Annotated in this window: 26 protein-coding genes and 1 pseudogene; 3 read left to right on the top strand and 24 right to left on the bottom strand. The window is 59.7% G+C overall.

Annotated elements, in window-relative coordinates; genetic code table 11:
- Positions 1 to 246, top strand: a pseudogene (locus tag FHT84_RS31285) (IS110 family transposase); the annotation flags it as partial.
- A gap of 263 nt (positions 247 to 509) precedes the next feature.
- Here the strand turns inward: FHT84_RS31285 and FHT84_RS12870 are convergent.
- The 22 genes from FHT84_RS12870 to FHT84_RS12765 form a co-directional block, all read right to left on the bottom strand.
- Positions 510 to 1,349 carry a WecB/TagA/CpsF family glycosyltransferase gene (locus tag FHT84_RS12870; RefSeq protein WP_183762778.1) on the bottom strand — a complete coding sequence of 280 codons (840 nt, stop codon included), beginning with the start codon at positions 1,347 to 1,349 and terminating at the stop codon, positions 510 to 512.
- A gap of 254 nt (positions 1,350 to 1,603) precedes the next feature.
- Positions 1,604 to 2,131 carry a hypothetical protein gene (locus FHT84_RS12865; RefSeq protein WP_112344316.1) on the bottom strand — a complete coding sequence of 176 codons (528 nt, stop codon included), beginning with the start codon at positions 2,129 to 2,131 and terminating at the stop codon, positions 1,604 to 1,606.
- The gene (locus FHT84_RS12860; RefSeq protein ID WP_112344315.1) at positions 2,128 to 2,496 is read right to left on the bottom strand and encodes a hypothetical protein; all 369 of its coding nucleotides are present in this window, start codon (positions 2,494 to 2,496) and stop codon (positions 2,128 to 2,130) included. The genes FHT84_RS12865 and FHT84_RS12860 overlap by 4 nt, the downstream gene beginning before the upstream one ends.
- Before the next feature lie 14 nt (positions 2,497 to 2,510).
- Positions 2,511 to 3,107 (bottom strand): rod-binding protein, encoded by a 597-nt coding sequence (locus tag FHT84_RS12855; protein ID WP_112344314.1) that lies wholly within the window; start codon positions 3,105 to 3,107, stop codon positions 2,511 to 2,513.
- A 129-nt stretch (positions 3,108 to 3,236) separates the two neighbouring features.
- Positions 3,237 to 3,656, bottom strand: coding sequence for a hypothetical protein (locus FHT84_RS12850; RefSeq protein WP_183762731.1), 420 nt, complete (start codon positions 3,654 to 3,656; stop codon positions 3,237 to 3,239).
- Between the two features lie 18 nt (positions 3,657 to 3,674).
- Positions 3,675 to 4,427, bottom strand: coding sequence for a flagellar biosynthetic protein FliR (gene fliR, locus FHT84_RS12845; RefSeq protein WP_112344312.1), 753 nt, complete (start codon positions 4,425 to 4,427; stop codon positions 3,675 to 3,677).
- The gene (gene flhA, locus FHT84_RS12840) at positions 4,424 to 6,511 is read right to left on the bottom strand and encodes a flagellar biosynthesis protein FlhA (RefSeq protein ID WP_112344311.1); all 2,088 of its coding nucleotides are present in this window, start codon (positions 6,509 to 6,511) and stop codon (positions 4,424 to 4,426) included. The genes fliR and flhA overlap by 4 nt, the downstream gene beginning before the upstream one ends.
- 152 nt (positions 6,512 to 6,663) lie before the next feature.
- Positions 6,664 to 6,930 (bottom strand): flagellar biosynthesis protein FliQ, encoded by a 267-nt coding sequence (fliQ, locus tag FHT84_RS12835; protein WP_075855152.1) that lies wholly within the window; start codon positions 6,928 to 6,930, stop codon positions 6,664 to 6,666.
- Between the two features lie 28 nt (positions 6,931 to 6,958).
- Positions 6,959 to 7,459, bottom strand: coding sequence for a flagellar hook assembly protein FlgD (gene flgD, locus FHT84_RS12830; protein WP_112344310.1), 501 nt, complete (start codon positions 7,457 to 7,459; stop codon positions 6,959 to 6,961).
- Positions 7,447 to 7,899: a flagellar biosynthesis repressor FlbT gene (flbT, locus tag FHT84_RS12825; protein WP_112344309.1), complete on the bottom strand. Its 453-nt coding sequence runs from the start codon at positions 7,897 to 7,899 to the stop codon at positions 7,447 to 7,449. Before flbT ends, flgD begins: the two co-directional genes overlap by 13 nt.
- Positions 7,896 to 8,243, bottom strand: a complete 348-nt coding sequence (gene flaF / locus FHT84_RS12820) for a flagellar biosynthesis regulator FlaF (protein ID WP_112344308.1) — start codon at positions 8,241 to 8,243, stop codon at positions 7,896 to 7,898. The genes flbT and flaF overlap by 4 nt, the downstream gene beginning before the upstream one ends.
- 37 nt (positions 8,244 to 8,280) lie before the next feature.
- Positions 8,281 to 9,333, bottom strand: coding sequence for a flagellar hook-associated family protein (locus FHT84_RS12815; protein ID WP_112344307.1), 1,053 nt, complete (start codon positions 9,331 to 9,333; stop codon positions 8,281 to 8,283).
- A gap of 3 nt (positions 9,334 to 9,336) precedes the next feature.
- On the bottom strand, positions 9,337 to 10,827 hold the full coding sequence (gene flgK, locus FHT84_RS12810) for a flagellar hook-associated protein FlgK (RefSeq protein WP_112344306.1): 1,491 nt from the start codon (positions 10,825 to 10,827) through the stop codon (positions 9,337 to 9,339).
- A gap of 24 nt (positions 10,828 to 10,851) precedes the next feature.
- Positions 10,852 to 11,163, bottom strand: a complete 312-nt coding sequence (locus FHT84_RS12805; RefSeq protein ID WP_183762728.1) for a hypothetical protein — start codon at positions 11,161 to 11,163, stop codon at positions 10,852 to 10,854.
- 291 nt (positions 11,164 to 11,454) lie between these two features.
- A complete protein-coding gene (locus FHT84_RS12800; RefSeq protein ID WP_112344304.1) occupies positions 11,455 to 12,126 on the bottom strand; it encodes a winged helix-turn-helix domain-containing protein in 672 nt (223 codons plus the stop codon).
- 280 nt (positions 12,127 to 12,406) lie between these two features.
- Entirely contained in the window at positions 12,407 to 13,000 is a 594-nt protein-coding gene (locus FHT84_RS12795) for a transglycosylase SLT domain-containing protein (RefSeq protein WP_183762775.1), read from the bottom strand.
- Positions 12,942 to 14,531, bottom strand: a complete 1,590-nt coding sequence (locus FHT84_RS12790; RefSeq protein ID WP_183762724.1) for a flagellar hook-length control protein FliK — start codon at positions 14,529 to 14,531, stop codon at positions 12,942 to 12,944. The genes FHT84_RS12795 and FHT84_RS12790 overlap by 59 nt, the downstream gene beginning before the upstream one ends.
- Positions 14,532 to 14,533: 2 nt before the next feature.
- Positions 14,534 to 15,841 carry a chemotaxis protein MotC gene (motC, locus tag FHT84_RS12785; RefSeq protein ID WP_183762721.1) on the bottom strand — a complete coding sequence of 436 codons (1,308 nt, stop codon included), beginning with the start codon at positions 15,839 to 15,841 and terminating at the stop codon, positions 14,534 to 14,536.
- Between the two features lie 3 nt (positions 15,842 to 15,844).
- Positions 15,845 to 17,275 (bottom strand): MotB family protein, encoded by a 1,431-nt coding sequence (locus tag FHT84_RS12780; RefSeq protein ID WP_183762718.1) that lies wholly within the window; start codon positions 17,273 to 17,275, stop codon positions 15,845 to 15,847.
- A complete protein-coding gene (locus tag FHT84_RS12775; protein ID WP_183762715.1) occupies positions 17,272 to 17,904 on the bottom strand; it encodes a hypothetical protein in 633 nt (210 codons plus the stop codon). Before FHT84_RS12775 ends, FHT84_RS12780 begins: the two co-directional genes overlap by 4 nt.
- A 256-nt stretch (positions 17,905 to 18,160) precedes the next feature.
- On the bottom strand, positions 18,161 to 19,138 hold the full coding sequence (locus tag FHT84_RS12770; RefSeq protein WP_112344298.1) for a flagellin: 978 nt from the start codon (positions 19,136 to 19,138) through the stop codon (positions 18,161 to 18,163).
- A 257-nt stretch (positions 19,139 to 19,395) separates the two neighbouring features.
- On the bottom strand, positions 19,396 to 20,313 hold the full coding sequence (locus FHT84_RS12765; RefSeq protein ID WP_112344297.1) for a flagellin: 918 nt from the start codon (positions 20,311 to 20,313) through the stop codon (positions 19,396 to 19,398).
- 340 nt (positions 20,314 to 20,653) lie between these two features.
- On the opposite strand from FHT84_RS12765, the gene FHT84_RS12760 reads away from it, so the two are divergent.
- Positions 20,654 to 22,141, top strand: a complete 1,488-nt coding sequence (locus FHT84_RS12760; RefSeq protein WP_183762712.1) for a pyridoxal-dependent decarboxylase — start codon at positions 20,654 to 20,656, stop codon at positions 22,139 to 22,141.
- The gene (locus FHT84_RS12755) at positions 22,135 to 23,397 is read left to right on the top strand and encodes a tetratricopeptide repeat-containing protein (protein WP_183762710.1); all 1,263 of its coding nucleotides are present in this window, start codon (positions 22,135 to 22,137) and stop codon (positions 23,395 to 23,397) included. The genes FHT84_RS12760 and FHT84_RS12755 overlap by 7 nt, the downstream gene beginning before the upstream one ends.
- Positions 23,398 to 23,507: 110 nt before the next feature.
- Here the strand turns inward: FHT84_RS12755 and FHT84_RS12750 are convergent, their stop codons facing one another.
- Positions 23,508 to 24,419, bottom strand: coding sequence for a flagellin (locus FHT84_RS12750; protein ID WP_145644331.1), 912 nt, complete (start codon positions 24,417 to 24,419; stop codon positions 23,508 to 23,510).
- Positions 24,420 to 24,674: 255 nt separating this feature from the next.
- The gene (locus tag FHT84_RS12745) at positions 24,675 to 25,586 is read right to left on the bottom strand and encodes a flagellin (RefSeq protein WP_145644332.1); all 912 of its coding nucleotides are present in this window, start codon (positions 25,584 to 25,586) and stop codon (positions 24,675 to 24,677) included.
- Positions 25,587 to 25,909: the final 323 nt, after the last annotated feature.

Below are 25,909 nucleotides of genomic sequence, written 5' to 3'. Positions count from 1 at the left end.
CTTGGGATATCGAAGCGCGGCAACACGTATCTACGGACGCTACTAATCCATGGTGCTCGGGCAGCATTGCCATCGCTTTCGAAGAGCGACACGCCGATAGGACGATGGTTGACGGAGATGATCGAACGAGGTGTGCATCGCAATGCCATCGTTGTGGCCCTGGCCAACAAATTGGCCCGCATCGCGTGGGCGGTTTTGCGGAAAAAGACATCATTTGAACGTGGCTACCTGGCGGCTGCGGCATAGTCGAGACGGCTATGCTATCGCACATGTAGCTCAACGAGGTTTGCAGGAAGGATCGTGAAGATGGCCTGACAGTTTACCGGCTTCGGAAAGCCCGTTTAAAAAAATGGCACTAGGTGCCGACGGTCTTATTGGGCTCTGAACGCGCGGATGTCCATCTTGGCCATGGGGACTTCCCATGAGACCGTATACGTTGACGCAAACTGATCAGAACACCGTAAAATCCTCTTACAGACGGGCGGGCCATACGTTTTTTTAAGATTGCTCTAACTTGCCAATTTATTCGGGGAAGCGATGCGCCGCTGCGGCAGCTGCAGCGGTTCTGCGCGAAGGACACGCTCCCTGCGGCCGAACTGATGCCTGACGACCTGATAGAGGAAAAGCGGAATGCCCAGAATATAGCGCCGCCACAGCCTGCCCGGTTCGAGAGCCAAGCGGAACAACCACTCGCTGCGTAGCGCGCGCACGAGCCTGGGGGCCCGCGGCACGGTTCCGGAAATGAAATCGAACAGGGCGCCGACGGTCAACACCAACCGCGCATGCTGCGGCCCGACATGCTCGGCGACCCATTTTTCCTGCAAAGGCGTTCCCATGCCGACGATCAGCACATCGATCTTCTGCCGGCCTATTTCCGCGGCAACGGCGCTGCTTCTCGCTGGATCGAAGAAACCGTCGGAAACGACGATGTACTCGTGCCACGGCGCGTGGCGGCGAAATTTTTCAGCCGCGTTTTCGACGACCGAGCGCTTGCCGCCCAGCAGGCCGATCCGCTTCGTCCGCTCCATGAAGGTCAAAAGCGCAGGCACGAAATCCGTGCCGTTCAAGTTCGCCGGGAATGGCTCGCCATGGGCGACGCGCGAGGCGATATCGAGGCCGACACCATCGGGAAGCACCAGATTTTGCTCGAGAACATTGCGATAGCTGTCATCGCGCAGCATGACGAGCATATTATGGGCGTTGACGAAGGAGATCGAGGTCTGGCCGACCGGCAGGGAAGCGAGCTCATTGACGAAGGTCAGGGCATTATCCCAATCGAGATCGCAGACCGGCAGATCGAAAATCATGCGGCGGGATGCTACGACGGCAAAATCGGCAACCTGGTTCAATCCAACAACCTCCTGCCCGAGACCGCACATGCGCATGATGCCGAGAATAACAAGGCTCATGCGCCCAACCGTTCATCGGTGCTGCGATTGCGAGGCGTCACTGGGAGGTGTTTATAGCCAGATAAATCCAATGTTCCGTTAGGATGGAACGTGGGATTTATCGGAAACCATCAAGGATTCGTTAATGTATCGTCGGCCGGAGCCCGGCTTTGCAGCCCTGGAATGGAGCGGTGCCCCGCCGAGCCAGGACACCTTTACTCTACCGGCACCTTATCCTTCGCCGCATCCTGCACGATCTTGACGGGCTTGACCGTTTTCTTGCCGATGCTCTCCCCGCCATGGGTTTCTTCCTTGGAAAGATAATCGAGCTGTTCGATCAGCACGTCGGCGACATAATCGCCGCCGAGCCGCTCGTTCATCCGCTTCTTCAGGTCGCTGCGGAAGGCGGCGACGTCGAAATTCTGCGTGTGCGCGATATCGATCACCTTGTTGCCGATCAGCAGCGTGAAGAGCTCATCCGTCGTCAGCTCCGGCAGGGGTATCTGCAGCGCGTTTGCCTTGCCCTTCTCCATCATGAAGGAGATGCGCGTCAGAAAATAGCCGGTCACCTGGCCATTGGCGATGACAGGGACATTGATCGATTCGCCCTTGATCAGTTCCTGCTGCGCCTTCTTGGCGTCGTCAGGACTGATTGCGGGCGCTGTCGCCACCTGCACCGAAAAATAGACCGAGGCCAATGTCACGGCGCAGACCCACAGGCCGGTGAGAGCGAGCTTGATCATCCGGCCTCACGGACGCGGAATTGCTCCTGCGAATAGGTGCCGTCCGCATCGGCGTTCTGCACGGCATTCTTCAGAATGTCGGCGACGGCGCGCACGGCCTCGAGATGAGCCTCGACCCGGCGGGCGTTCAGAACCAGCTTCTTCTTCAGATCGTGCAGCTGCCCGATATGCGCGGCGGCAAGATCGGCCGGATCGGTATCGCGAAACAGCATCGACAATTCGTAGAGGCAACGGCTCTTGTGAGCGTTCGATACCTTGAGATCGAATTCCGGGTCGGTGCCGATCCGGTTGTTCTCATTGTCGATAATCATCTCCAGGCGGCCAAGGACAGACTTGATCCGATAGTCCTGCGACATCATTTCCATGTTTGTTACCTCGCTCATGCTTTCTGGGACGTCAAATTATTCTGATTGGTGATGCTGGCATTGCCGTCATTATCGGCATCCGCGGCGGCGAGCGTCTTGCGCTGAAAATCGGCAACCGCGCTCAGAGCCATTTTCTTGTCGTTTTCATCGGTCGCGGCATGGATGGCGCCGGTGTTGCGCATCTTGTCGACCTGTTCCTGATACATCTTTTCTGCAATACCAACGCCGCCGTTCTTGGCGAGCGTATTGCCCAGCTGCTCGGCCATCATGCCTTTCCAGATCTCGCCGGCCGAACCCTTGCCATAGAGCGTCTCGCTGCTCGGCAGCATGTTCTTCACGAAATTCTGCAGCACCATGGCTTCGAACTTGCGATAGGGCTGCGGCACCTTCGTCCCGGCCACATGCGTGTTGGCATTGGCGAGACCTGCCTGGGTGGCCGCGCTGTTCATCGCATCCACCGTCGCACCGAAGCCGTTGCCGTTCTCGGCGAGGCTGGTGGCGGCGAAGGCGGCCCGGTTGGCGGCAAGCTTTGCCTGCGCAGCCTCGACATCGGCCGGATTGGCGGCCTTGACGACATCGAGGACCAAATCACTCGGAGGCGAAATAGCCACGTCACGTCTCCTTCTGCTATCGCGCACCCGGAAGCCGCGCAGTGCGGCAATCGAATCAGGGCAACGAATCAAAACTTCAGAACAGGCCGGCAACCGAACGATGCACATCCTGTTCCATGATCGCGGCGATTATGGTTTTTGAACCTTGCTGGAGGCTGGCGTTACGTCGGCGAAGCGTTGATCGATGATGTCGTAGACCGCATTGTCGTCGGCCTCCCGCACTTCGAGCTCGCGGGCATCCTTCATGTGCTCTTCGAGCCGGTCGGCCTTGGTGCGCTCCTGCTGGACCTTCATCTGAATGAGGGTTTGAATGCTTTCCAGCTGCTGATCCCGGATCATCAGGCGGCCGTAGCGCTCGGCATAATGGATTGAGAACGCCATGTGCACGGGATCGACGGAGCCAATCGCCACCATGACCCGCTCCATCGATTCGGTGACCTCCGCGCGCTGGCGGGTCGTATCAGCCAGCTCGTTTTCCGCTATCCGCTCCAGATGGCGCTGCACTGCGACCAGGCGCTTCAGTTTTTCAGACCGGTTTTTCTCCGCCATCGTCTACCTATCCGCCGGCTAATGCCCATTGAAGACCGTGAGAAATGCACCAGAAAACTGACTGATCAATGCCGCGATGCTGAGGTAGAGCATGAACAGCCCTCCCATCAGCAGATACGGCGTGGAGATGAAATAGATCGGGATCTGCGGTGCCAGCTTGTTGATGAAGCCGATCGAAATCTGGAACATCAGGCCATAGAGAAGGAAGGGGCTCACCAGCCGCAGCATGATGAAGAAGGTGGTTTCCAGCGTATCCGTAATCGAGATCAAAGCGGCACGCGGCTCGATATGACCTCCCAGAGGAACGACGGAATAGGAATCGACCAGCGCCTGCAGGATATAGTGATGAAAATCGAGGATGAAGAGCATCATCAGCCCGCAAAAGCTGATGAGGCTCGTGAGCGACGTCTCGCTTGACTCCTCGACGATATCGGCGCCGCCCGGTGCGTTGAAGCCGATCAGCATCGATATGCTCACGCCGGCGAATTGCAGGCCCAGCGTATAGATCCGGGCCATCATGCCGTACATCAATCCGATGACCGTTTCGGTGAAGATGAGGCCGATGAAGCTCGCGTCGCCCTTCGACACCTGAGGATAGATCGTGTTCCAGAGCAAGGGCAAAATCGCCATCGACAGGGCCGCGGAAAGGAGCAGCCTGATCTGCGGAGGGATACGGCCCGATGAAAATCCCGGGAGGACCATCATGCAGCCGCCGATGCGGCAGAAGGCGACGAACAGCGCCAGAATGGTCCCCTGCGGGTCTGTTATCATGAAATCGAACCTAGAATCTTGATCTCGATCCCCTTGGCCAGTTCCACATGCGACAGGACCGGAAGGGTCGCGAACAGGCGTTCGATGATCATGCGCACATAGGAGCGCGTTTCGGGCGACGTGACAAGAACGAAGGGCATGCCGCGATCCATGTATTCACGGATAACTTTGCCCGCCTGCTCGCTGAATTCCTCCAGGCTGCGCGGATCGATGTCGAATTCGACGATTTCGCCCTTCTGATCGCGCTTCAGCGCCTGATGGAAGATCAGGTCCCATTTGCTGCCGAGACGCAGCACGCGCAGCACGCCGTTGTCGGCAAGGTCGCCGCAAAGCTGCTGCGCCATGCGGACACGCACATGTTCGACGATCTGTTCCGTCTTGCGCACATGCGGGGCGAGTTCGGCAACCGCTTCAAGGATGAGATGCAGGTTGCGGATCGAGACACGCTCGGCGAGCAGCAGCTTCAACACCGCCTGCAGGCCGGAATAGGACATGTGCGACGAGCAGATCTCGTCGGCGAGCTTCTTATATTCGGGATCGAGACGCTCGATCAGGATCTTGACGTCCTTATAGGACAGCAATGCCGGCAGGTTGTTGCGGATGACCTCGCTCATATGGGTGAGCACGACGGAGACATTGTCGATCGGCTGGAAGCCCTCGCGCTTCAGATCATCGGTGAAGGCTTCGAGAACGGAAACGGCGGGCATGCCGAAGGCGGGTTCGCGAATCTCATCCCCCGGCACGGTCGGCTTGCGGCCCGAGCCGGTGACGACGAGCACTTCGCCGACACGCAGCATGTTGGAGGCGATGGTCGTGCCGTGGATGCGGATCTGATACGATTTGTCGGCGATCGCCATGTCGTCGATCACCTTGATTTCAGGCACGACGAAGCCGTATTGCGTCGCGAACTTCTTGCGCATCTTGCCGACACGGAAGGCAAGCTCCTGATGGGCGCCGAGCAGGCGGGTGGAAACGATCTTGCCGAGGGCGAGCTCGATCTCGGCGGTCTTCAGAACCGACTTGACCGAATCCTTTTCCATTTCCTTCGTCTGCATCACCTTCTGCTCTTCGGCATCGCGGCGAAGCTTGTTTTCGGCCTCGATCTGGCGCGGGATGAACCAGGCGCCGGCGGCCATCAGGCCGCCAAGGAAAACGAAGGGAAGGAAGGGCATGCCGGGCATGATGGCCAGGATGCCCATGAGAACCGCCGAGACGGCGAGCGCGCGCGGATAGCCGCTCAGCTGATTGACCACGGCCTGGTCGGTCGAACCGGCCGTACCGCCGCGCGAAACAAGTAGGCCGGCGGCGAGAGAGACGATGAGCGCCGGCATCTGGGACACCAGACCGTCACCGACGGAGAGCTTGACGAAAACGTCCGCAGCCTGGCCGATCGGCATGCTGTGGCGGAAATAGCCGATGATGATGCCGCCGAAGACGTTAATGCAGGTGATCAGAAGACCAGCAACCGCGTCGCCGCGCACGAATTTGGAGGCACCGTCCATCGCGCCGAAGAAGGAGCTTTCCTCTTCCAGCTCGCGACGGCGGCGCTGCGCTTCCTTTTCATCGATCAGGCCGGCCGAAAGATCCGCGTCGATCGCCATCTGCTTGCCTGGGATGGCATCGAGCGTGAAGCGGGCGCCGACTTCCGCGATACGCGTCGCGCCCTTGGTGATGACGATGAAATTGATGGTGATGAGGATCAGGAAGACGATCAGACCGATGACGAAATCGCCCGACATCACCAGGCTGGAAAAGCCCGCGATGACGCCGCCGGCGGCATTATGCCCTTCATAGCCATGCGAAAGGATGACGCGCGTGGTCGCGATGTTCAGCGACAGGCGCGTCATGGTGGCGATCAGCAGGATCGTCGGAAACGAAGAGAATTCCAGCGGCTTCTTGATCCACAGCGCCACCATGAGGATCAGCACCGAAAAAGCGATCGAGAAAGCCAGGCCGAGGTCGATCAGAAAAGGCGGGATCGGCAGGAACAGCACGCACAGGATCACCATGATGCCGAGCGCGAAGCCGATATCGCGAATGCTGGGATTGGCTTTGGGGAGTGCTATTGCGGGTGGTTGTGCCATCGACCGGTTCCGTCTCTTCATGAGAGGAGGCAAACGGCTGAACCGCCTGCCCTATTGGAACCGAGCTTTAGAAGCCGAAGCTTGCGCGAGCATGGCCTATGGCCATCGATGCCCGTATCCGAAGGCCGCTGCGGCCTTCGGACCTTCTCTCGCTAGAAGCCCGACTGGATGCGCGAGAAGACGAGATTGGTGAAGATCGAAATCTGTGCGCCGACGAACGGCGCCGAGATGCCGATCGTGACCATGACGGCGACGATCTTCGGCACGAAGGTCAAGGTCGCTTCCTGCACCTGGGTGAGTGCCTGGATCAGCGCGATGACCAGACCGACGACCATGGCGGCGACGACAGCCGGACCGGAAGCCACCAGCACCGTCCAGATCGCCGCCTGGAAGATATCCAATGCATCGGCTTCATTCATGACATTTCACTCCCGGTTCAGCGGCTCCTCATGAGCCGCTGGTCGAATCCGTGCCAGACGAATCGCTGCTGCTAGTATCGCTTGACGAGGCCGGCACATCAATGGTCGTGCCTGCCGGAGCGATCGTCACGCCGGCCTGGATCAGGATCTTGTCACCGGCGTTGGTCTGCGCGATGATACCGTCCGAATAGACGGTTACTTCCTTGATCGTGCCCGTGGTCTTGCCATCGGCGCTCATGATCTGCTTGCCGATGTAATCGGACGCCTGCGAGATCCATTGGTTCTGCAACACGGTTTCCAGATGCGAGTTCGTCTGGATCTGCTGCTCGACCTGGGAGAAGCTCGCCAGCTGCGAAATCTGCTGGCTGGCATCCATTGGACTAGTCGGGTCCTGGTTCTTCATCTGCGCGATGAGAAGCTGCAGGAAATCGTTGTAGTTCAGGTTGGCGCTCGCCGATGCGGCAGCAGCATTTTTCGTGGCTGTGGAAGAGCTGTCCGTGCTGCTGTTGACGGCGTCTACCGCTGCCATGGAGCGATCTCCCGACGGATATGCTCGATCGTCGCCGCCGGCATTTCCTGATTGTTCAGAATATTGTCCTCGATCGGGTAGAGGCCGCGGATCGCCTTCAACGCGTCGAAAGCGCGGCCGGTGGCGACGAGGCCATCGATACGCTTCAGCTCGGCCAGCACCTCCTCGTTGTGGAAGCACGAAAGCAGCATGACGATCGACTTGCGGAACATCGTCGTCGACTGATCCTTGCCCTCCGGATTGATGAGGATCATCTGCGCGATGAAATAGAGCTGACGCAAGGGCGTCGTCGCGTCTTCAGGCTGGAGGACGTGGTTCTCAAGCAGGAATGTCACATCATTCAGGAATTCCAGCGCGACCTTGCGATCGACGCGCAGGACGGCCCCGTTGATAAAGATCTTTTCCCCGGCTTTGAGCGATATGCGAAGCGTACTTTTCATTTAAGTCCATCCCTGATGATGGTGGTGACATCGATGATGCCTTGATAATTTTTCGACTGGCGCCGCTGGATTCGATCGCACTCCTTCAAAATCCAGATGGCGATCGAGATGAGGTTGGCACGCAGTTCGACATTGAGCTGGTTCTCCGGACTTTTGAGGTCCTCCACGAAGCTCACCCATACGCGCCGCGTATAGAAGAGCGCCTCGATCGCCTCGCGGCCGTATTTCTCCGCATCACGGGCCGCGGAGAGGAGAGCTATCGACCGGTCCAGAACTTGTCGTTCTCTTTCCTTGGCGTCGGCCACCGCATCCTGCATGACTTCCGCATATGAGAACTGATACATTCACGCATCCTTCCTGGTCATTCCTTCCCTTTGATCATCAAAGGTAATTTACAAGACTGAGCTGCTGGATCTTTGAAACAATGGTGTAAGCGGTCTCGAGCTGGGTCTCGAGGCTGTTGACCTTGGTCGAAGCCTCATAGGGATCGACCCCCGTCAGATCGCCCAGGCTGGTATTGAGAATGGTCTTCTGGGCATTCAGCGTCGTGTTCGCATCCGACAGGCGCGACTGCGACAGACCGAGCTGGCTTGCCTGGCTGTTCAATCCGTCGACCGCCTGGCGCGAGTAGCTGATGGCCTGATCGGTCACCGCATTCAGCGCATCCGAACTCAGGGCCGGCGTCGTGCTCATCAGTGCATTGGTGACGCTGGTTGCAAGCGCCAGGTAGCGAATGCCGGAGGAATTCGAATTCGTCGACGTTTCCACCACTTCCGAATTGCTGATGCGGCTCGTCATATTCTGGTCGGACGCGCTCGACCAGCTTGCCCAGCTGGCGTCGGAGGTGAACATCGGCTCGACCTTGGTGGTGATGAAGTCCTTCATCTGGGCGCCGGTCAGATTGCTTGTCGATGTTACGGGCGGGGTCTGAGCGGCCATATAGGCCGTCAGCGCGGTCTGGATTGCGGTATTCGTCGCGGCCGACTTATCCGTCATCGGTTGAACATCGGTATTGGTGCCGGCGAAAAGATATTCGCCGTTGACCATGGTATTGGCGGAAGCGATAACGCTCGAAAGGGCGGAAGTCGCAGTCGACTGCGTCAGCGCCACGCTGCTTCCATCCGTATTGCCGCGCAGGGCCACCAGCTGATCCATCAGCTTCTGCGCCTGGCTGCCCATATCGCTCAACGCGGTCTGGGACGAGGTCATACGCTGATTTGCAATGGAATTGCTGCTGAGAATGGAATCGATACGCGACACTTCCCGTGTCAGGTTCACGCTGAGCGATGTGCTGCTGCCCAGCGAAACCCCGATGTCGGCATAAACCCCGGTGGTTGCTTCCGTGGAAGCACTCGTCATCTCATTTTGCGTCTGACGGATTGTCTGACGCATGGCATTTTGAATGGCCGTGCTCGAAATGAAAGAAAGTTTCATGGCTTAGCTCGCAATATCCAGTACCGATTGAAGCATCTCATTGACGGCGTTCAATATCTTCGTTCCAGCCTTGTAGGACTGCTCGATATCCATCATCAGCGTCAGTTCTTCGTCGAGATTGACGCCGGTCGCATTCGAATAAGCGCCAGAAGAGCGCGATAGTGCCGCGGATGTGTTTTCAGCCGCGGTCGTTGCCGTGCTGCGCTGTCCTTCGAGCCAGCCGATGGAACTCGATGCATAATCCATGAGGCTGGCCCGGGTATCGGAGCCGGCCGTGGCATCGAAATCCATCTTCGTATTCATCGCAGTGATAAAGGCATCCAGCTGGGTGGAATAACCGCTGCCACCGCTGGTATTCTTCGTATAACCCGTCTCGCCGGTCGCGGCATTGTTGTTAATACCACCATCACGCAGCAATGTCGGATCGCCACCTTGAGACGTGATTAACTTCGGATTAACGGCTATCGAGCCGGCCAGGCCTGTGACCGCGGTAGTACCCGTCGGAACGGTGCCGCCGCTCCAGGTGAAAAGGCCGGGCAGGGTCGGCTTTGCGGGATTGCTATTCGTTTCGGCGAACGTCGTCACCAGACCGCGCGCAATCTCATCGAGCTGCTTTTGATAGGTCGGCGCAACATCGTCCCGGACCTGCAGCGCCGCCTGGAGGCTGCCCTGCGCGGTGGTGCTCGCACTCTGGCCTGGAGTCAGCGCAACGCCATCGATATAGACATTGTTGCCGACCGTGCCGGCCGTATAGGTATTTGTCGGCTGAAACGTCACCGTGCGCGGAATGGTTTCGAACAGGGTCGTTCCGCTCGTGGTGTAGAGCGCCATATCGTTGTTGCCGCGCGTCACCGTCGTCACGCCGACAATCTTCGAGATCTGGTTCAGGATCGAATCGCGCTGGTCGAGAGCGTCGGCAAGGGCGTTGGACGTCGGTCCGGCGGTCGTCGTCGCCGATTTCACCGCCTCGTTTGCTTCCTGGAACTGCTTCAGCAGGCTGTTCAGTGAATTGACGTCGGAGCTGATCTGCTTGTCCGCATCGGTTCGTGCGGCCTGCACCGCAGTCGTCGCATTGTTCAGCGACGTGACAAGGCTCTGGGCCGCGTTGATCGCCGATTGCGCCGCCGTGGTGCTGGACGGAGAACCGGAATAGGTCTGCATCGCCTTCTGGAACGCCGAAAGAAGGGTCGCCGGAGCGATTTCATTGTCATTTCCGCCGAGCGTAGCCGACTGAAGATTGCTGTAGGCGTTCAAAAGCAGCTGCTGGGCCGAATCCGATGACGACGAGCTGAGATAGGCCTTCTGCAGCGCCGGCTCGCTGCTGCGGTCGATCTTCACAACCTGGGCGCCAGCCATGTCCGTGGTCACCACCGCTTGGCGACGCGAATAATTCGTGTTGCTGTCGTTGGCGATATTGTTCGATACGACACTGCTCTGCGTGCCGGTATTGTTGAATATTGCCTGCGCGTTATTGAGAGCTGTTGTGAGCGACATGACTGACTCGATACCCTGTTCGTTTTAGCGCCGCAGAATGGCCGATGGCGCGCCGGAAGTGTCGGAATAGCCTGTCAGAGCAAGGCCGGCGAAGTTCACTCGATTGTCGTTGGCACGGTATGGATGGCCGCCTGAGCCAACCGCGAACGGCCATCTGCGGGAAGATTGGGACACGCGAACACCGTTGCTGCGGAGATCGGGACCGGCGGCGGGAATATGCAGCACGCCCATCCCTTCCACGGCCGTAGGATGAGACGACATCGCACCGGCTGCGCGGTCAAAAGCAGCGCCCAGGCGAATTGCCCGTGCGTCCACTTCCGCAAATGCGGTCTTCATGCTGCCGAAATTCCTCATCTGGAATCCTCGTTATCCTTCATACGACTGAGAGTAGGTGGCGGGCCTTGCGTGAAGCTGTCTGAGAGGACGAAAAGCCGATCATGGCGAAAAGCATATCCACTAGCGCCGCATTGCAGCTTCATCGCCGGTAGATGCGGGCGAAAATCGTAAGGAACGACGAACCTATCGCGGTCATGACGATCCGGCGCGATGCAAAAGGATAGGCCCGAGAATCGGATGATTCCCGGGCCTATTCGCGAGTTTAGCATCCTGGATGCCGATCGGAGATCGTCAGCTCCAGTCGATGCAGTAGCCTAGGAAGCGCTTGGAATCGACAGGGTCGAAGCCGAGTTTCTTGCGCAGTTTCTTGCGCAGCTTCGAAATGTGGCTTTCAACCACGTTTTCCTCGACCTCTTCGTCGAAGATACCGTAGATGGCGTTGAAGATCTGCGTCTTCGTCACCCGGCGACCGCGATTGGCGATCAGGTATTCGAGAATGCGGCGCTCGCGGCGCGGCAAAGCGAACACGGAACCGTTGATTTCCGGATCACGGCCGTCCGCGAAGACACGAATCGGACCGATATCGGTATAGTTGTTGATCGCCTTCAGCCTACGGCGGATCGCCGCGGCACGGGCTAGGATCTCGCGGGGATGTACCGGCTTGCGCACGACATCGTCGACGCCGCAATCGAAGAGTGCAAGGGTGGCCTCCAGCGAGGGCTGGTCGCTGACTGCGATCACAGGCGCCGCTGTCCGATCACGGATCGCCCTGGGCAGCTCCAGCACGTGCTGGCCTTGCCCGATCAGAAAAGCCTCAACAGCAGCAATATCGCCTTCTGCCGCCGTCGTTACCCATTCGCCGAATTCGCGTGGATCAAACCCTGTGGAAGGGATGCCCTCGCGTCCAAACAGTGATGTATATCCGTCCTTAACGAGCTCTCGCTCATCAACCACTACGATCATTCGTCCGCCTCCGAATCAGTGTGGTGTTTCGATGAACTATGGGTACGAATCGGGCGAATCACGAACAACTGTCGGAAATGAGTGACGGAAATTAATAATTGATTAACTTTGGAGGTGCGATTTGCACTAGATGTAGTAGGTGCATTGCATTTTACACCGAGAAAAAACTTGTTAGTTAGCGTATTATCAACAAGCCCATTTTGGGCAAATCGACGGCAGTCAACCACCTCGGTTGGGTTAGCGCCGACTAACCGGAAGGTCGACACAACCTATAGGTTGTCTAGTTCTGACAGAAGGTCGCTGCGTTCGGTGTCCATTTGCCGTAGCCGGTGGCGACCAGATTGGCGATCACACGGCATACATAGACCTTTTGGGCGGGGTCATTGTTCGGGCCGGCATGGTATCTCGCTACCGCCATCGTCCAGGTCTCATGCCTGTCATGCAGATTGCGGAGAAACTTCGCGGCATACTCGACGTTACTGCGCGGATCGAACATTGCGTCGACCGAGGCAAAGTTTTCGCCGTGAAAATACTGGTTGATCTGCATGCAGCCGACGTCGATAAGCTTTGCACCGCTCTGCCTTGCCGCGGCGAAGACCTGCAAGGCAGCCCCCTCCGACGGCGGGAAGATCGGCCGCCCCTCGACATTGAGGGCGTAGGGGTAGAGCGATCCCTTGCGCCCCGTCTCCGTCAAGCCGACCGAATAGAGGATCCCTTCGGGTATTCCGTATTTCGCGGCAGCAGACTGGATTTCGCGCTCGCAGAGGCCAGCCGCACCATTATCCGGCGGCGCCGGATTTCCCGACGCATAGGCTTCAGAGGTAAACGGCGCCGGAACGAGAGCGCTGAACGCCACCAGCAGCGCCGTCTTCAACACCGCGCTCACCCGAACTGCGATTGCCATTGTTTCCATCTGCCTGCTGTCCCGAATAGTTCTGGCCCCGGGGACGCGCGTCGCCCCCTTGTCCCTGGTTCAACAGGGACTGTTGCTGGTTCGACCCGGAATTGCGGCCGCTGTCTGGCTGCTGATCCGCATTGGAGGCCAGGGTTACGGTAATGTTGTCCACCTGGTAGCCCTGGGCGCGCAGCGCATCGACCATGCGGCTCTGATCGGCATGGAGCTGCCTGTAGGCCTCGCCCGTCTGCACTTTCAGGTCGACGCTCAGCTGATCTCCGGAAAGCCGCATAGTGGCCGTGACGTCGCCGAGGTTGTCGGGACGCAGCTGGATCTTGAGCGTGTTGACGACCTTGCCCGTGCTCGACTGATTTGCGGCGTTGGAAAGCGCCGAACCCGGCTGCATCGCGGCCGACCATTCACGATCGCCCGCCAACGCCCCTGCGACGAGCGACGAGTTGGTATTGGTGGCAAGCCCCAGATAGCGGCGGGAATCCAGGACTGTGATCGTCGGGGTATCGCCGCCCGAGGAAGCCGCCACCTTGACGTCTGCCGCCTCATCTCCGCTCTTGCTGATCGACAGGTCGAGCGCGCTGCCGCGACCGTCCGACCGCGACAGGCGGAAGGTCTGTGCGGCATCCGACCCCTGGCCGTCATCCGGCAGCGTCACCGCCGCATCCGATGCATCATCCGCGACAGCCGCCTTGGCGAGCGGGATTCCCTGGACCTTCGCATCGTCGGTCGTCTTGGTCGCCTGCGCTGTGCCGGCCTGTGCAGCGACGACGGGCTGCGGGACATTCAGCAGTGACAAGGCATCCGAAATCGTAGTGGCGGGTTGGCTCGCCTGCGTCGGCGTAGACTTACCATCATCCGTCGACTGCGCATCCTTCCCGTCTTTCACGGCGGGTGCTTTGCCATCGCCCTTCACTGGCGTGGCTTGACCGTTGGTCGTCGTGAGATCGGCCAATTGCTGTGCGAGCTCGGCAAGCTGATCGAGCGTGGTCGGTTGCGCCGGCACATCGCTCGTGCCGACAGCCGGCGTCGCCGGGTCCGGGACTGCCGCCGTCTGATCGCCTTCCACGGGAACCGTGTCGTCTTCCGTCGCCGGTACCGCGTTCTGCAGTTCGATCAGCGATTTCGAGAGCGCAGCTGCGCCGGCACCCTGGGATGGCTTTGCCCCCTTGGTGAGGCCGGCGAGGTTGGCGAGATTGGCTCCGGAGGTATCGATCATTCCAGCTCCGGCACTGGCGCCTTCATCGATGGAAAGGGCCAGCGAGCCGGGATCGCTTGCTGCCTTTACGGCGTCCGCATCGTTGGCGGCTGTCGTGTCTGCGTTTGCCGCCGCATCCGCTCCAGCATTCGGGCCGGAAGATTTGCGTCCGTTGCCGAGCGAACTGGTCAGCGCATCGATAAAGCCCTTGCCGTCATCCTGCTTCGTGGAGCGGTTGCCTTTGGCGGCAGCAAGAATATCCGCCCCCGATGAGGCGCTGGAGACACCGATGTCGTTCATGATCAATGACTTTCCTGCTTCAACAGGCCGTCGATGGCATTCAGCTTCGAACGGCTCGTCGTGACGAATGCGTCGAACGAAGAACCGGCCTCCTGCCGCCCTCCTTCCGGGGCGGGAGCCGCGTTCGCCGAGGCTCCCTGCTCAACACCCGCCGTGCCGGGAGATTGACCTCCCGATTGCTTCGTCACAGCAGCATCGTGTTCAGTATTCTGTTGATTGGGCAGATTAGAAACATTGGCTTGCCCGAGGCTTGCTGGATCGGGAGCGCGCAATATCTCCTGCGCAACCGCCTTTGCGGCGTCGCGCAGAGCACGATCGCGCGCGTTCAGCTCGCCCGCCGGCATCTGATTGAGATCGTTGATCGCCGACTTCAGCTCCGGCGTGGATATGCCCGCCACACCGCCATAGAAGTTGGCCAGCGCGCCGAAGGCGTCACCGCCGTCGGTGGCGGAGATCGCCTGGGCGCGGCTGGCCGCCAGTGCGGCAAGATCGGCCTTGCCTGCGATCGCCGCCCGGCGCGCCATGCGCAGATAGATCTCCCTTTGCCTGGGAGGGTCCATGAAGGACAGGATGTCGATGATGTCCTGCTGCTTGACGTCGGAATCGTGATCCACCACCAGCTGCACGAAAAGGTCGGCAAACTGGCTGGCATAGGGCGAATGCAGAAAGCGCCTCGTATAGCGCCGCGCATAATCAAGCCCGGCCGGCACCATTCCCGCATCGGCGCACAAGGCAAGAGAGCGCCGCAGCGCCGATTCCTCGACGATCGTACCGGGCGCCATCACGCGCGCCCAATCGTAAAGCTGCAGGGCCGCCTTGCCGTTCTTGCCGGACATGACATTGCCGGCAACGAGCGAGAGATAAGGACCGATCGGCTTGTCGCGATATTCCCTCGCGATGTCGGCAAGCGTATTGACGACCAGCAGCCCCTTGCCGTTCAGATATTTTCTAAGCACGTCCGCGACACGATTGTCGAAATTGCCGTTGAGGTCGCGCGACATCAGATATTCGAGCGTTTCGGGATTGCCGCCGCTCATGGCATAGATCAGCGCCGCATCGACGTTGCGGTTGTCCTCGAACACGGATTTATCGGCATTGCGCAAGCGTTCATCGATGGTGGCAAGCAGGAAGCGCTGCATCTCTCCGGCGGAGCTGTCGCCCGCCGCGACTGAATCCTGGACGAATTCAAGCGAGCGCAGCATCTTGTAGAGCGGCAGGTTGTCCTGCCCCTCGGCGCTCGCGGCCGCTGGCATCAACATGCCGAGGGTGAGCGTAAGCGCAAGGTGATGACGATGCTGTTTGCGCGCCATGAACTAGCCCTGTTTACCTTGACCTGACTTGCCCTTCCCCGAAGCGGGCTTGGCCGGGCTTTGCGCATCGGGGCTCGCCCCTTCCTTCACGGCCTGGTCCGAAGGATTGGCAATCAGGATCTCGATACGGCGATTGGCGTCGTTGAAAGGATCGTTGGGCAGCTTCAGCCGTCGGTCCGCGAAACCGGAGACCTGCGCGACCCGTTTCTCGTCCAGCCCGCCGCTGGTCAGCATATAGTAGGCGCTCTGGGCGCGATCGAGCGACAGGCGCCAGTTGTCGTTGCGGCCCCCGACCATATAGGGACGCCCGTCCGTGTGGCCACGGATCAGAAGCGATCCCTTGCGCGCAGCCAGAATCTTGCCGATCTTCTCCATCGCCAGCACCATCTCCCGGCGCGGAACGGCCGAGCCGATGTTGAACATCGGATCATTGCTCTGATCGGAAATCGTAACCAGCACGCCGCCTTCGGCCGCGCTGACCTGCAGCCCTTCGGCGAGCTGGCCGGCAACACCCTTGATCTCGGCCTGAATCGCCTGCTGCAGATCCTTGGCCTCCTGCTGCTGCGCCTTTGTCGGCGTCGCATCCTTACCCTGAGGCAGGACGGCATTGTCTTCCGGCATCGGCGCGTCGCTTTGCCCCGAGACCTTGGCGATCTGCTGGGCTTGCGTCTGCTTTTCCTGCCGTTTGCCGGTGGCCTGCTGCTCGCTTATCGTCGGCTGCTGTTCAGGCGTCTGCGGCTGATCGGCCGGCTGGCCGGTATCTGCAGCCGTCGCCTTCGACAGGGCGATCACTTCGCCCTTGTCCGTTTGATCCGACTTGGCGGACTGTTCCTCATTCGCCTTCTTCGAGGCGCTGGAAACCCGGACCTGCTTGGTCCAGAAATCAGGATCGAAGGGATCGCGATAGGCCTGGCCGCCATCCGCGCCCGTGGCGGGGCCGGACTGGGCGGCACCGCCCTCGCCCTTGGCGCTGACATTGGCCTGCTGGCCGACTTCCTGTGCGATTTCCGCCAGGACCGAATAGGGGTTCTCGAAGAAATCGGCTTCGGAATAGTTCGTCTGGTCGCCCGAGGTCGACGTCAGATCCTCGCCGGTCTTGGCAGACTTGCCATCGTTCGGCTTGTCCTGCGGCTTATCCGATTTCTGCTGGTTCTTTTCACCCTCAGCCTGGTCGACGGGCTTCTTGAGCCCCTTCTCGGTCGGTTTTTCGTCCGCCAGCTTGATGGGATTGAAATAGGAGGCGACGGAGGCCTTCGTCTCCTCGTTGGCGGCGTTGACCAGCCACATCACCAGGAAGAAGGCCATCATGGCCGTCATGAAGTCCGCATAGGCGATCTTCCATGCACCACCATGGCCGGCCTCATGATCGCCGCCGGCGTGGCGCTTGACGATGATGATCTCGTGCTTGCCGTGATTTTGATCGCCGTCGCTCATTTCAGAATCTCTTTCAGACTAGCGGCCCAGGCTGACATGCGGGTCACGAGGACGCTCTCGCCGATGGTGACGGTGAGATCGACGTCCTCCGTCTCGACGTGGCGCAACAGGGCGTCGTCATCACCGATATGCGCGCGAAGAGCCTCGAAGAGATGATGCGGGCCGCTGACGGAGATCGATCCGGCACTGCCGTCGAGAATGGCACTCCTGACCAGGTCGGCAAGATCGGCAACGGCCTTGGCTGTCAGCGTTTCGGTCATGATCGGCGCAAGGATGGCTGCCGTTTCAGCACTGATCGCCTGCCCGAGCATCGTGGCCATGCCGGTCAGGCCAGCCGCGATCTTCTCGGCCGCCTGCTCTTCATAGCGTATCCGCAAGGCCTCCATTTCGGCCTGATGTGAACCGGCCACGGCATCGAGCTCGGCCTGATGCTTCTGTGACAGTTCCCTCGTCGCGGCCTCGTGTCCTTCCGCATAGGCGGCCCGGCGCTCGGCCTCGATATCGACGGGCGGCTCGATCGGGCTTTCGGGAAACTCCATCATCTCCGCAAACGCAGCGTCCTCCGCAGGCGGCGGGGGGGCCTGTTCGGCGCTGAAATCCTTGAGATATCGGGATAGTGCCAGGCTCAAGCGCGCATCTCCCCACTCGCATCGGAAGGACGCAGCGCGTCGGTGCCTGCTGAGGGCAGCTCCATTCCCATTCTCAAAACGTCGATCATCACGCTTCCGGTTTCCGTCCTCGGGCTGCGCTTTCCGGAAATGACTGACGTCACCGGCACATTGCGCAACCATGCCACTGCGAAGGACCGTAGGCAGTCAAACTTGTGCGAGGATGAATGCGGCGGCCTTGCCGGTCGAGGGCCGACCGAGCCGGGCCGCGCGCCCGTCATTTCGACTGGAGGAGAATCAGTACCTTGCTCGCCATGCTGTTGGCGATCGACAGTGCCTGGATACCCATCTGCTGCGCTGTCTGCAGCGCATTCTGCCGTACCGACGCCTCTTCCATATTCGTGTCGACGAGATCGCCGACGCTGCTCTTGACGGCGTCGCTGAGCTTGGAAATATAGTCGGACTGGTCGTCGATATTCGATTTCATCAGACCCAGCGTCGAATCCGCCGAAGTCGCGGACTTCAAAAGCGAATTGGTGACATTGATCATGTCGGTCAACTCGTCATTCGTCGTGCTGCTCGATATCGCGATCTCCGTTCCGCCCGCCGGCGCCGTGCCGGCGTCGGCAGCCAGGAGATAGTAGTTGCGGGCCGTGGTGCTGCCGCCGGAGGTATCGAACGTGCTCGCGTCGACATTCTTCGTCAGCAATCCCCGGCTCGCATCGGCCGTATCGATCATCAGGGTCTGGGAACTGTCATAGCCGATCGTCGTGAGGCTGATCTGGCCGCCGACGCCGCGCGTGAAATTGCTGATCACGGATTGCTGCGTGTTGGGATGCTGGTCGGTGTTGTAGAGCCAGTTTTCGCCGGAGAAGGATGCCGATTGGGTAACGGATTGCAGCTGATTCTTAAGCTGCTGAATATCGGAATTGATCGCATCCTTATTTGTGCCCTCCTCCTTTGCCGAAACCAGTTTCGACTGGATTTGCGTCAAAAGGCTGACGACCGTATCCATGGCGGTGGACGCGGTGTCGACCTTGGAGGAGCCGAGGCCCAGCGCATCCGTGATCGTGGAGAGGCTGCTCCGATCCGAGCGCATGGTGGTCGCCATCGACCAGTAGGTCGGATCGTCGCTCGCCGTCTCGATGCGATAACCGGACGAGACCTGATGCTGCACGACACCGAGATCCTTGTTGATTCCGCGTAACACGGTCAGCGCCGCGGACGCAGCATGATTCGTCGTCACATTGCTCATCTGAGAATCCGTAATTCCATTGGGACTGGCAAACCGGGCCGATCCGGTAGCAACGATTGGCCTCATGCCCACCAGCGGGGAATATCCCAGCGCGGCCCGTCGCTAAAGCAAAGCCCGGCTCTCGTTCGGAAGGCGATCGAAGGCCGGACCCTGCACAAAGACTGCAAATCAATCAGCGACAACGTTATCAAAAGCTTATGTGCGGCGACAAGAGGGAAATGCCGCCGCGCCATCCTAACGCAAGCTCCAGTCAAGGCTCACTTGAAGAGGGAGAGAACGTTCTGCGCGCTGGTGTTGGCGATCTGGAGCGACTGGATGGCCAGCTGCTGCTGCGTCTGCAGGGCCGACAACCTGCTCGATTCCTCTTCCATATCCGCATCGACGAGCTTGCCGACGCCAGAATCGATCGTGTCGCGCAGCGTGGAAACGAAGCTCGTCTGCAGATCGATGCGCGTCGAAAGCGAACCGAGCTGCGAGGCCGTGCTCGTCATGGCGTTAAGGGCGCCCTGAATAAGGTTCATGGCCTTGCCGATGTCGCCACCCGTCATGTTGGTGATATCGAGACTGAAGACCGAATAGGACGTGCCGTTGATATTCTGCTGAGTACCGAGAATACCAGAGGTGGTATCGATCGTACCGCCGCTTGCGCCGAACAGCACGTTACCTTGCGAACCGGTGTCGAAGCTGTAGCTGGTGCTGTTGACGGAAACGGTGCCATTGTTGTTGCGAACAAAGGACGAGACGACGGAGGCCGATGCGCCGTTGACCGCATACATCCAGTTCTGCCCGGAAAAGGAAGCGGACTGTGCGATACTCTCCAGCTGCTGCTGAAGCTGCGTGATTTCCTCTTGGACATCAGCCTTCGAAACGCTGTTTTCGGTTGCTGCGACGAGCTTGTCCTTGATCTGCTCCACGACGTTGATGGAATTATCCATCGCCGTATAGGCCGTGTCGACCTTGGCAGCACCCAGGCCCAATGCATCCGAGACGGCGGAAAGCGCGCTGTTGTCGGAGCGCATGGTGGTCGCGATCGACCAGTAGGCGGCGTTATCGGCTGCCTTGGCGACGCGATAGCCGGAGGATACGCGGCTCTGCGTGTCCTGCAGGCTCGTGTTGATGCCGCGCAGGGTTTGAAGGGCGGACATTGCCGCGTCGTTGGTGAGAATGCTGGTCATCGAAGGTGCCCCTTTTGGCTGAATTTGGAAGGGACATTCCGGTCTGCGGCCGGGAACGGCAATCAGCCTCATGCTTGTTAACCGCTTTTTAAAAGGGGTTAACCAACCGTTGCGTTAGCTGCAACTGACAGCATTAGAGTTAATAAAAGGTTAACGCCACCAACAAAAGTTAACGAATTCATGCGGCTGGTAGCCTAGAGGCTCGCAAGTCAGCCTCGCGCCATCTTGGGCGTCGTAGCATGGAAGCGATCCGTCCGATGTCGGGCGGAAAGCGGCCGCCCTTCTTTACAAGGGCATTCCGACGGCAGCGTCGATAAGACCGGCCATAGACGAGGTTGAGATGTTCAGTTTGCAGGACGCCGGACAAGCGGCGGATGATCGCCGCGTGCGGACAAGCCTCGACCCGGACGACTGGCAGGCTCTGCGCAAACAGGGCCATCAGATGCTTGACGACATGTTCGATCATCTCCAGACGCTCGGCCCGAAGCCGGTTTGGCAACATGCTCCCGCCTCTGCCCGCGCCCTGTTCGATGCGCCGCTGCCCGTGGAGGCCGGTGATCTGGCCGAAGTCCACGCGATCTTCCGGGAAAACATCCTGCCCTACGGCAGCGGCAATATCCATCCCGGCTTCATGGGCTGGGTCCAGGGCGGCGGCACGGTCGCGGGCATGCTGGCCGAGATGCTGGCGGGCGGGCTGAACGCCAATCTCGGCGGACGAGACCATATGCCGATCGAGGTCGAGCGCCAGATCATCCGCTGGACGCGCCAGATCTTCTCCTTTCCGGAAACGACCGGCGGCATATTCCTGACCGGAGCATCGCAGGCCAATTTCGTTGCGGTGCAGATCGCCAGATGCCGCAAGCTCGGACGCAATGTGCGCGCAACCGGCCTGTCCGCCGAATCCCGGCTGGTTGCCTATGCGTCGAGCGAAGTGCATGGCTGCGTTCCGCGTGCCTTCGAAATGTCCGGCATCGGCAGCGATCAGCTGCGGCGCATTCCTGTCGATACCCTCGGCCGGATCGATCTCGATGCGCTGGAGCAGGCGATCCTGCGCGACAGACAGGAAGGCTTCACGCCCTTCCTCCTCATCGGCAGCGCGGGAACGGTCAACACTGGCGCCGTCGATGACCTCGCCGCCCTGCGCGGCATCGCCGACACCCATGATCTTCATTTTCACGTCGACGGCGCGCTCGGCGCTCTTGGCGTTCTCAGCGAGGAGCTTGCGCCTTTGTTCGCGGGAATAGAAACCTGCGATTCGCTTGCCTTCGATTTTCATAAGTGGGGTCAGGTACCCTATGATGCCGGCTTCCTCCTGGTGCGAGACAGCGAGTGGCAGCGGCAAGCCTTTGCTTCGGATGCCGCCTATCTCAGTCGCGCAGCGACCGGACTTGCCGCTGGCGACTGGTGGCCCTGCGACTACGGTCCGGATCTCTCCCGTGGCTTCAGGGCGCTGAAGACCTGGTTCACCCTGAAAACCTATGGCGTCAAGGCACTGGGGCAGGCAATGAACGCCAATTGCCTGCTGGCACGCGAGCTTGCATGGCGGATCGAGCAGGAGCCGGCGCTGAAACTGCTCGCGCCCGTCGCCCTCAACATCGTCTGCTTCGCCTATGTCGGAGCCGAAGGAACCGTGCCGGCATCGGTCAATTCCCACATCGTCGAGCGTCTCCACGCCGAAGGCCGCGTCGCTCCGTCCCTGACCCATCTGAACGGTCAGCCGGCAATTCGCGCGGCGATCGTAAACCACCGTACCCGACAGACGGATATCGACGCGCTCGTTCGGAGCGTTTTGATAATCGGCTCCCAACAGGATCTTCCGCAATGCTGATGACCAAAGCCCCCATCGCCGATCCGGCCCTACTGAACATGCCGGGCGATGCCCGAATTCTCGGCATGCGGAAAATAGTCTCTCTCGTCTATGCCGGTCACGACGTGACCCCACTCTGGAACGAGCTCATGCAACGTGTGACGGCGGATCCAACCGCTGCTGCCGCGCTGTTGGATATGGCGATCATCCTGCAAACCCTCGGCCGTGGCGACGAAGCCCGCCAGATCCTGAAGAGCGCCGTGCAGATGCGCCGCGACTATTGCGTCGTCCACGGCAACGGGACCGGTCCGCGGCTACTCGCTTTCGTGACCGAAGGCGATTTCATGGCCAATACGCCGCTCGATTTTCTGCTGGCCGGCAGCGACTGCATGCTATGGCTGCGCTATGTCGACCTTGAGACATCTGCTCTCGCCGATCTGCCGGAGCATGACGTCGCCTTCATGGCGATCGGGGAATCGACCGAAAACGCCCCTCTTCTTGCCCATATGCAGACGCTACTTGCCAAATTCGACGGTCCGGTGATGAACCGCAATCCGGAACTGATCGCAAGGCTGACGCGCGACGGCGTCAGCGGCATGCTGGCGAATGAGCCCTCCATTCTTTCGCCCTTTACCTATCGGGTATCGCACGCCGATCTTACGGCCGTCGCCATGGATGCGAAGCGACTGGACGATTGCGCTCCGGGCCTAGCCTACCCGCTCGTCGTGCGTCCGATCAGCACGCATGCCGGCAACGGCATGGAACGCATCACCGACTCCACCGAGCTTGCCGCCTTTCTGAAGGCCCAGCCCGCTCCGGAACTCTACGTCGCGCCCTTCATCGATTTTCGCGGTTCCGACGGCTATTATAACAAGCAGCGCATCGTGTTCATTAACGGCAAGGCGTTCGCGAGCCACATGGCGCTCTCGGACCATTGGATCGTGCATTATCTGAGTGCCGGCATGGAGCAGAGCGCGGCAAAACGCGCCGTCGAACAGGCATGGATGGAAAATTTCGATCAGGATTTCGCCGTGCGCCACAAGGAAAGCTTCGCCGCCCTTTGCCGCCGTATCCAGCTTGATTATTTCGGCATCGATTGCGCCGAACTTCCTGATGGACGCCTGCTGGTGTTCGAGCTCGATGTCGCCATGGTGGTCCACGACATGGATGATCCGATCGTCTACCCCTACAAGCAGGTGGCTATGCGGAGACTGTTCGATGGTTTCGTCGATGCCGTCAGGCAAAAGGCTGCCGTGGCCCTGGGAAAGGCGTCCTGAACCGGTTGGCGTCGATTCGCCTGGCCAAAATGAAAACCGCGCCTTCCGGAGAAGGCGCGGCGAAGGTTTGGCTCTTGCCATCGACCAACGCAGAGCGTTGGTTCTTCCTATTAACGGAAGAGCGACAGGATCGACTGGCTCGAAGAGTTGGCGATCGACAGGGACTGGACGGCGAGCTGCTGCTGCGTCTGCAGAGCGGACAGCTTGCTCGATTCCTGTTCCATGTCGGCATCAACCAGCTTGCCGACGCCGGATTCGATCGAGTCGGAGAGCGAGGAAGCGAAGCTCGTCTGCAGATCGATGCGAGCGGAGACGGAGCCCAGCTTCGAGCCGAGGCTGGTCATGGAGTTCAGAGCGGTCTGAACCATGTTCAGGGCGCTGGAGATCTGGCCGCTCGTCATGCTGGAGATGTCGAGGCTGAAGACCGAAGCGCCAACCGATGCATCCGACGTACCCAGGATGCCCGAGGTCGTGTCGATCGTGCCGCCGCTCGAGCCGAACAGAACGTTGCCGGTTGCGCCGGCGTCGAAGGCGTAGGAGGTCGTGCTGATCGAAACGGTGCCGTTGGTGCCGCGGATGAAGGACGAGACGACCGAAGCGGAGCCACCGCTCGAAGCCACGACCCAGTTTTCGCCGTTGAACGAAGCCGACTGGGCGACGCTCTGCAGCTGCTGCTGCAGCTGGCCGATTTCTTCCTGAACAGACTTCTTGTCAACCGACTCTTCCATGGCGGTAGCAAGCTTGCTCTTGATCTTGCTGACGATGTCGATGGCGCTGGTGACGGCGGTGGTTGCAGTATCAACCTTGGCGGCGCCGAGGCCGAGAGCGTCGGAAACTGCGCCGATGGCGCTGTTGTCAGACTTCATGCTGGTGGCGATCGACCAATAAGCGGCGTTGTCGGAAGCCTTGGAGATGCGCAGGCCGGAAGACACGGCGTTCTGCGTGTCCTGAAGGTTTGAGCCGATGGTGCGCAGCGTCTGGAGAGCAGCCATTGCGGCGTTGTTGGTAAGAATGCTCGTCATGATATTTGCCCCTTTGGCAGTGGTTGAATAAGGGACATTCCGGACCTAAAACCGGTAACGGCATTCAGCATCATGCCTGTTAACCAAAACCGTTAAGGTTAACTCGCCGCTTCGATGGTCCTAAGAAACAGCAATATAGTTAAGAAAAGCTGAACTCACTCGAGCCGGAAAATATAAAAAAAACCGCACCTTAGACAGGTGCGGTTAACTTGTTGTTTAGGATTTTCGACCAACGCGTTGCGTTGGCGCTTCCTATTAACGGAAGAGCGACAGGATCGACTGGTTCGAAGAGTTGGCGATCGACAGGGACTGGATAGCCAGCTGCTGCTGCGTCTGCAGAGCGGACAGCTTGCTCGATTCCTGTTCCATGTCGGCGTCAACCAGCTTGCCGACGCCCGACTGGATCGAGTCGGAGAGCGAGGAAGCGAAGCTCGTCTGCAGATCGATACGGCTGGAGACAGAGCCCAGCTTCGAGCCGAGGCTGGTCATGGAGTTCAGAGCGGTCTGAACCATGTTCAGGGCGCTGGAGATCTGGCCGCTCGTCATGCTGGAAATGTCGAGGCTGAAGACCGAAGCGCCAACCGACGCATCCGACGTACCCAGGATGCCCGAGGTCGTGTCGATCGTGCCGCCGCTCGAGCCGAACAGAACGTTGCCGGTTGCGCCGGCGTTGAAGGCGTAGGAGGTCGTGCTGACCGAAACGGTGCCGTTGGTGCCGCGGATGAAGGACGAGACGACCGAAGCGGAGCCACCGCTCGCAGCCATGACCCAGTTTTCGCCGTTGAACGAAGCCGACTGAGCGACGCTCTGCAGCTGCTGCTGCAGCTGGCCGATTTCTTCCTGAACAGCCTTCTTGTCAACCGAGCCTTCCATGGCGGTGGCAAGCTTGTCCTTGATCTGGCCGACGATGTCGATGGCGCTGGTGACGGCCGTCGAAGCGGTGTCAACCTTGGCGGCGCCGAGGCCGAGAGCGTCGGAAACTGCGCCGATGGCGCCGTTGTCGGACTTCATGCTGGTGGCGATCGACCAATAAGCGGCGTTGTCGGAAGCCTTGGAGATGCGCAGGCCGGAAGACACGGCGTTCTGCGTGTCCTGCAGGTTACCGCTGATGCTCTTCAACGTCTGGAGAGCGGCCATTGCGGAATTGTTGGTGATAATGCTGGTCATTGAGTGTGTCCCCTGGAAACTGGATACGAAAGGAGGACATACCGGACTGGAAATACCGGCGATGACGGAGCAGCTTCATGCCCCTCGATCCATTTTCCTGGAGGACCAAACCCGTCATGTTGCGAGGAAGGTCGCACCCATTGCTTGCCAATTTCTTAAACGCGGGGCCACCGGAAACCGCCTGTCCTGAACGTGGCTAACAATGCGTAAAGGCGCTTTCAACCGTTGCTTCGGTTTCAGGCAAGCTACGTAAGGGATCATCAGGCGAATCCATGATGCCGGGGCCTCGACCTTGACCGAGAGCCGGCCAACATATCGCTTGG

It is taken from the genome of Rhizobium sp. BK289 (genome assembly GCF_014193575.1).
Lineage (GTDB): Bacteria > Pseudomonadota > Alphaproteobacteria > Rhizobiales > Rhizobiaceae > Rhizobium > Rhizobium tropici_C.
Note: the sequence above shows the minus strand (reverse complement) of the source record. Positions and strands in the feature narration are given on the sequence as shown.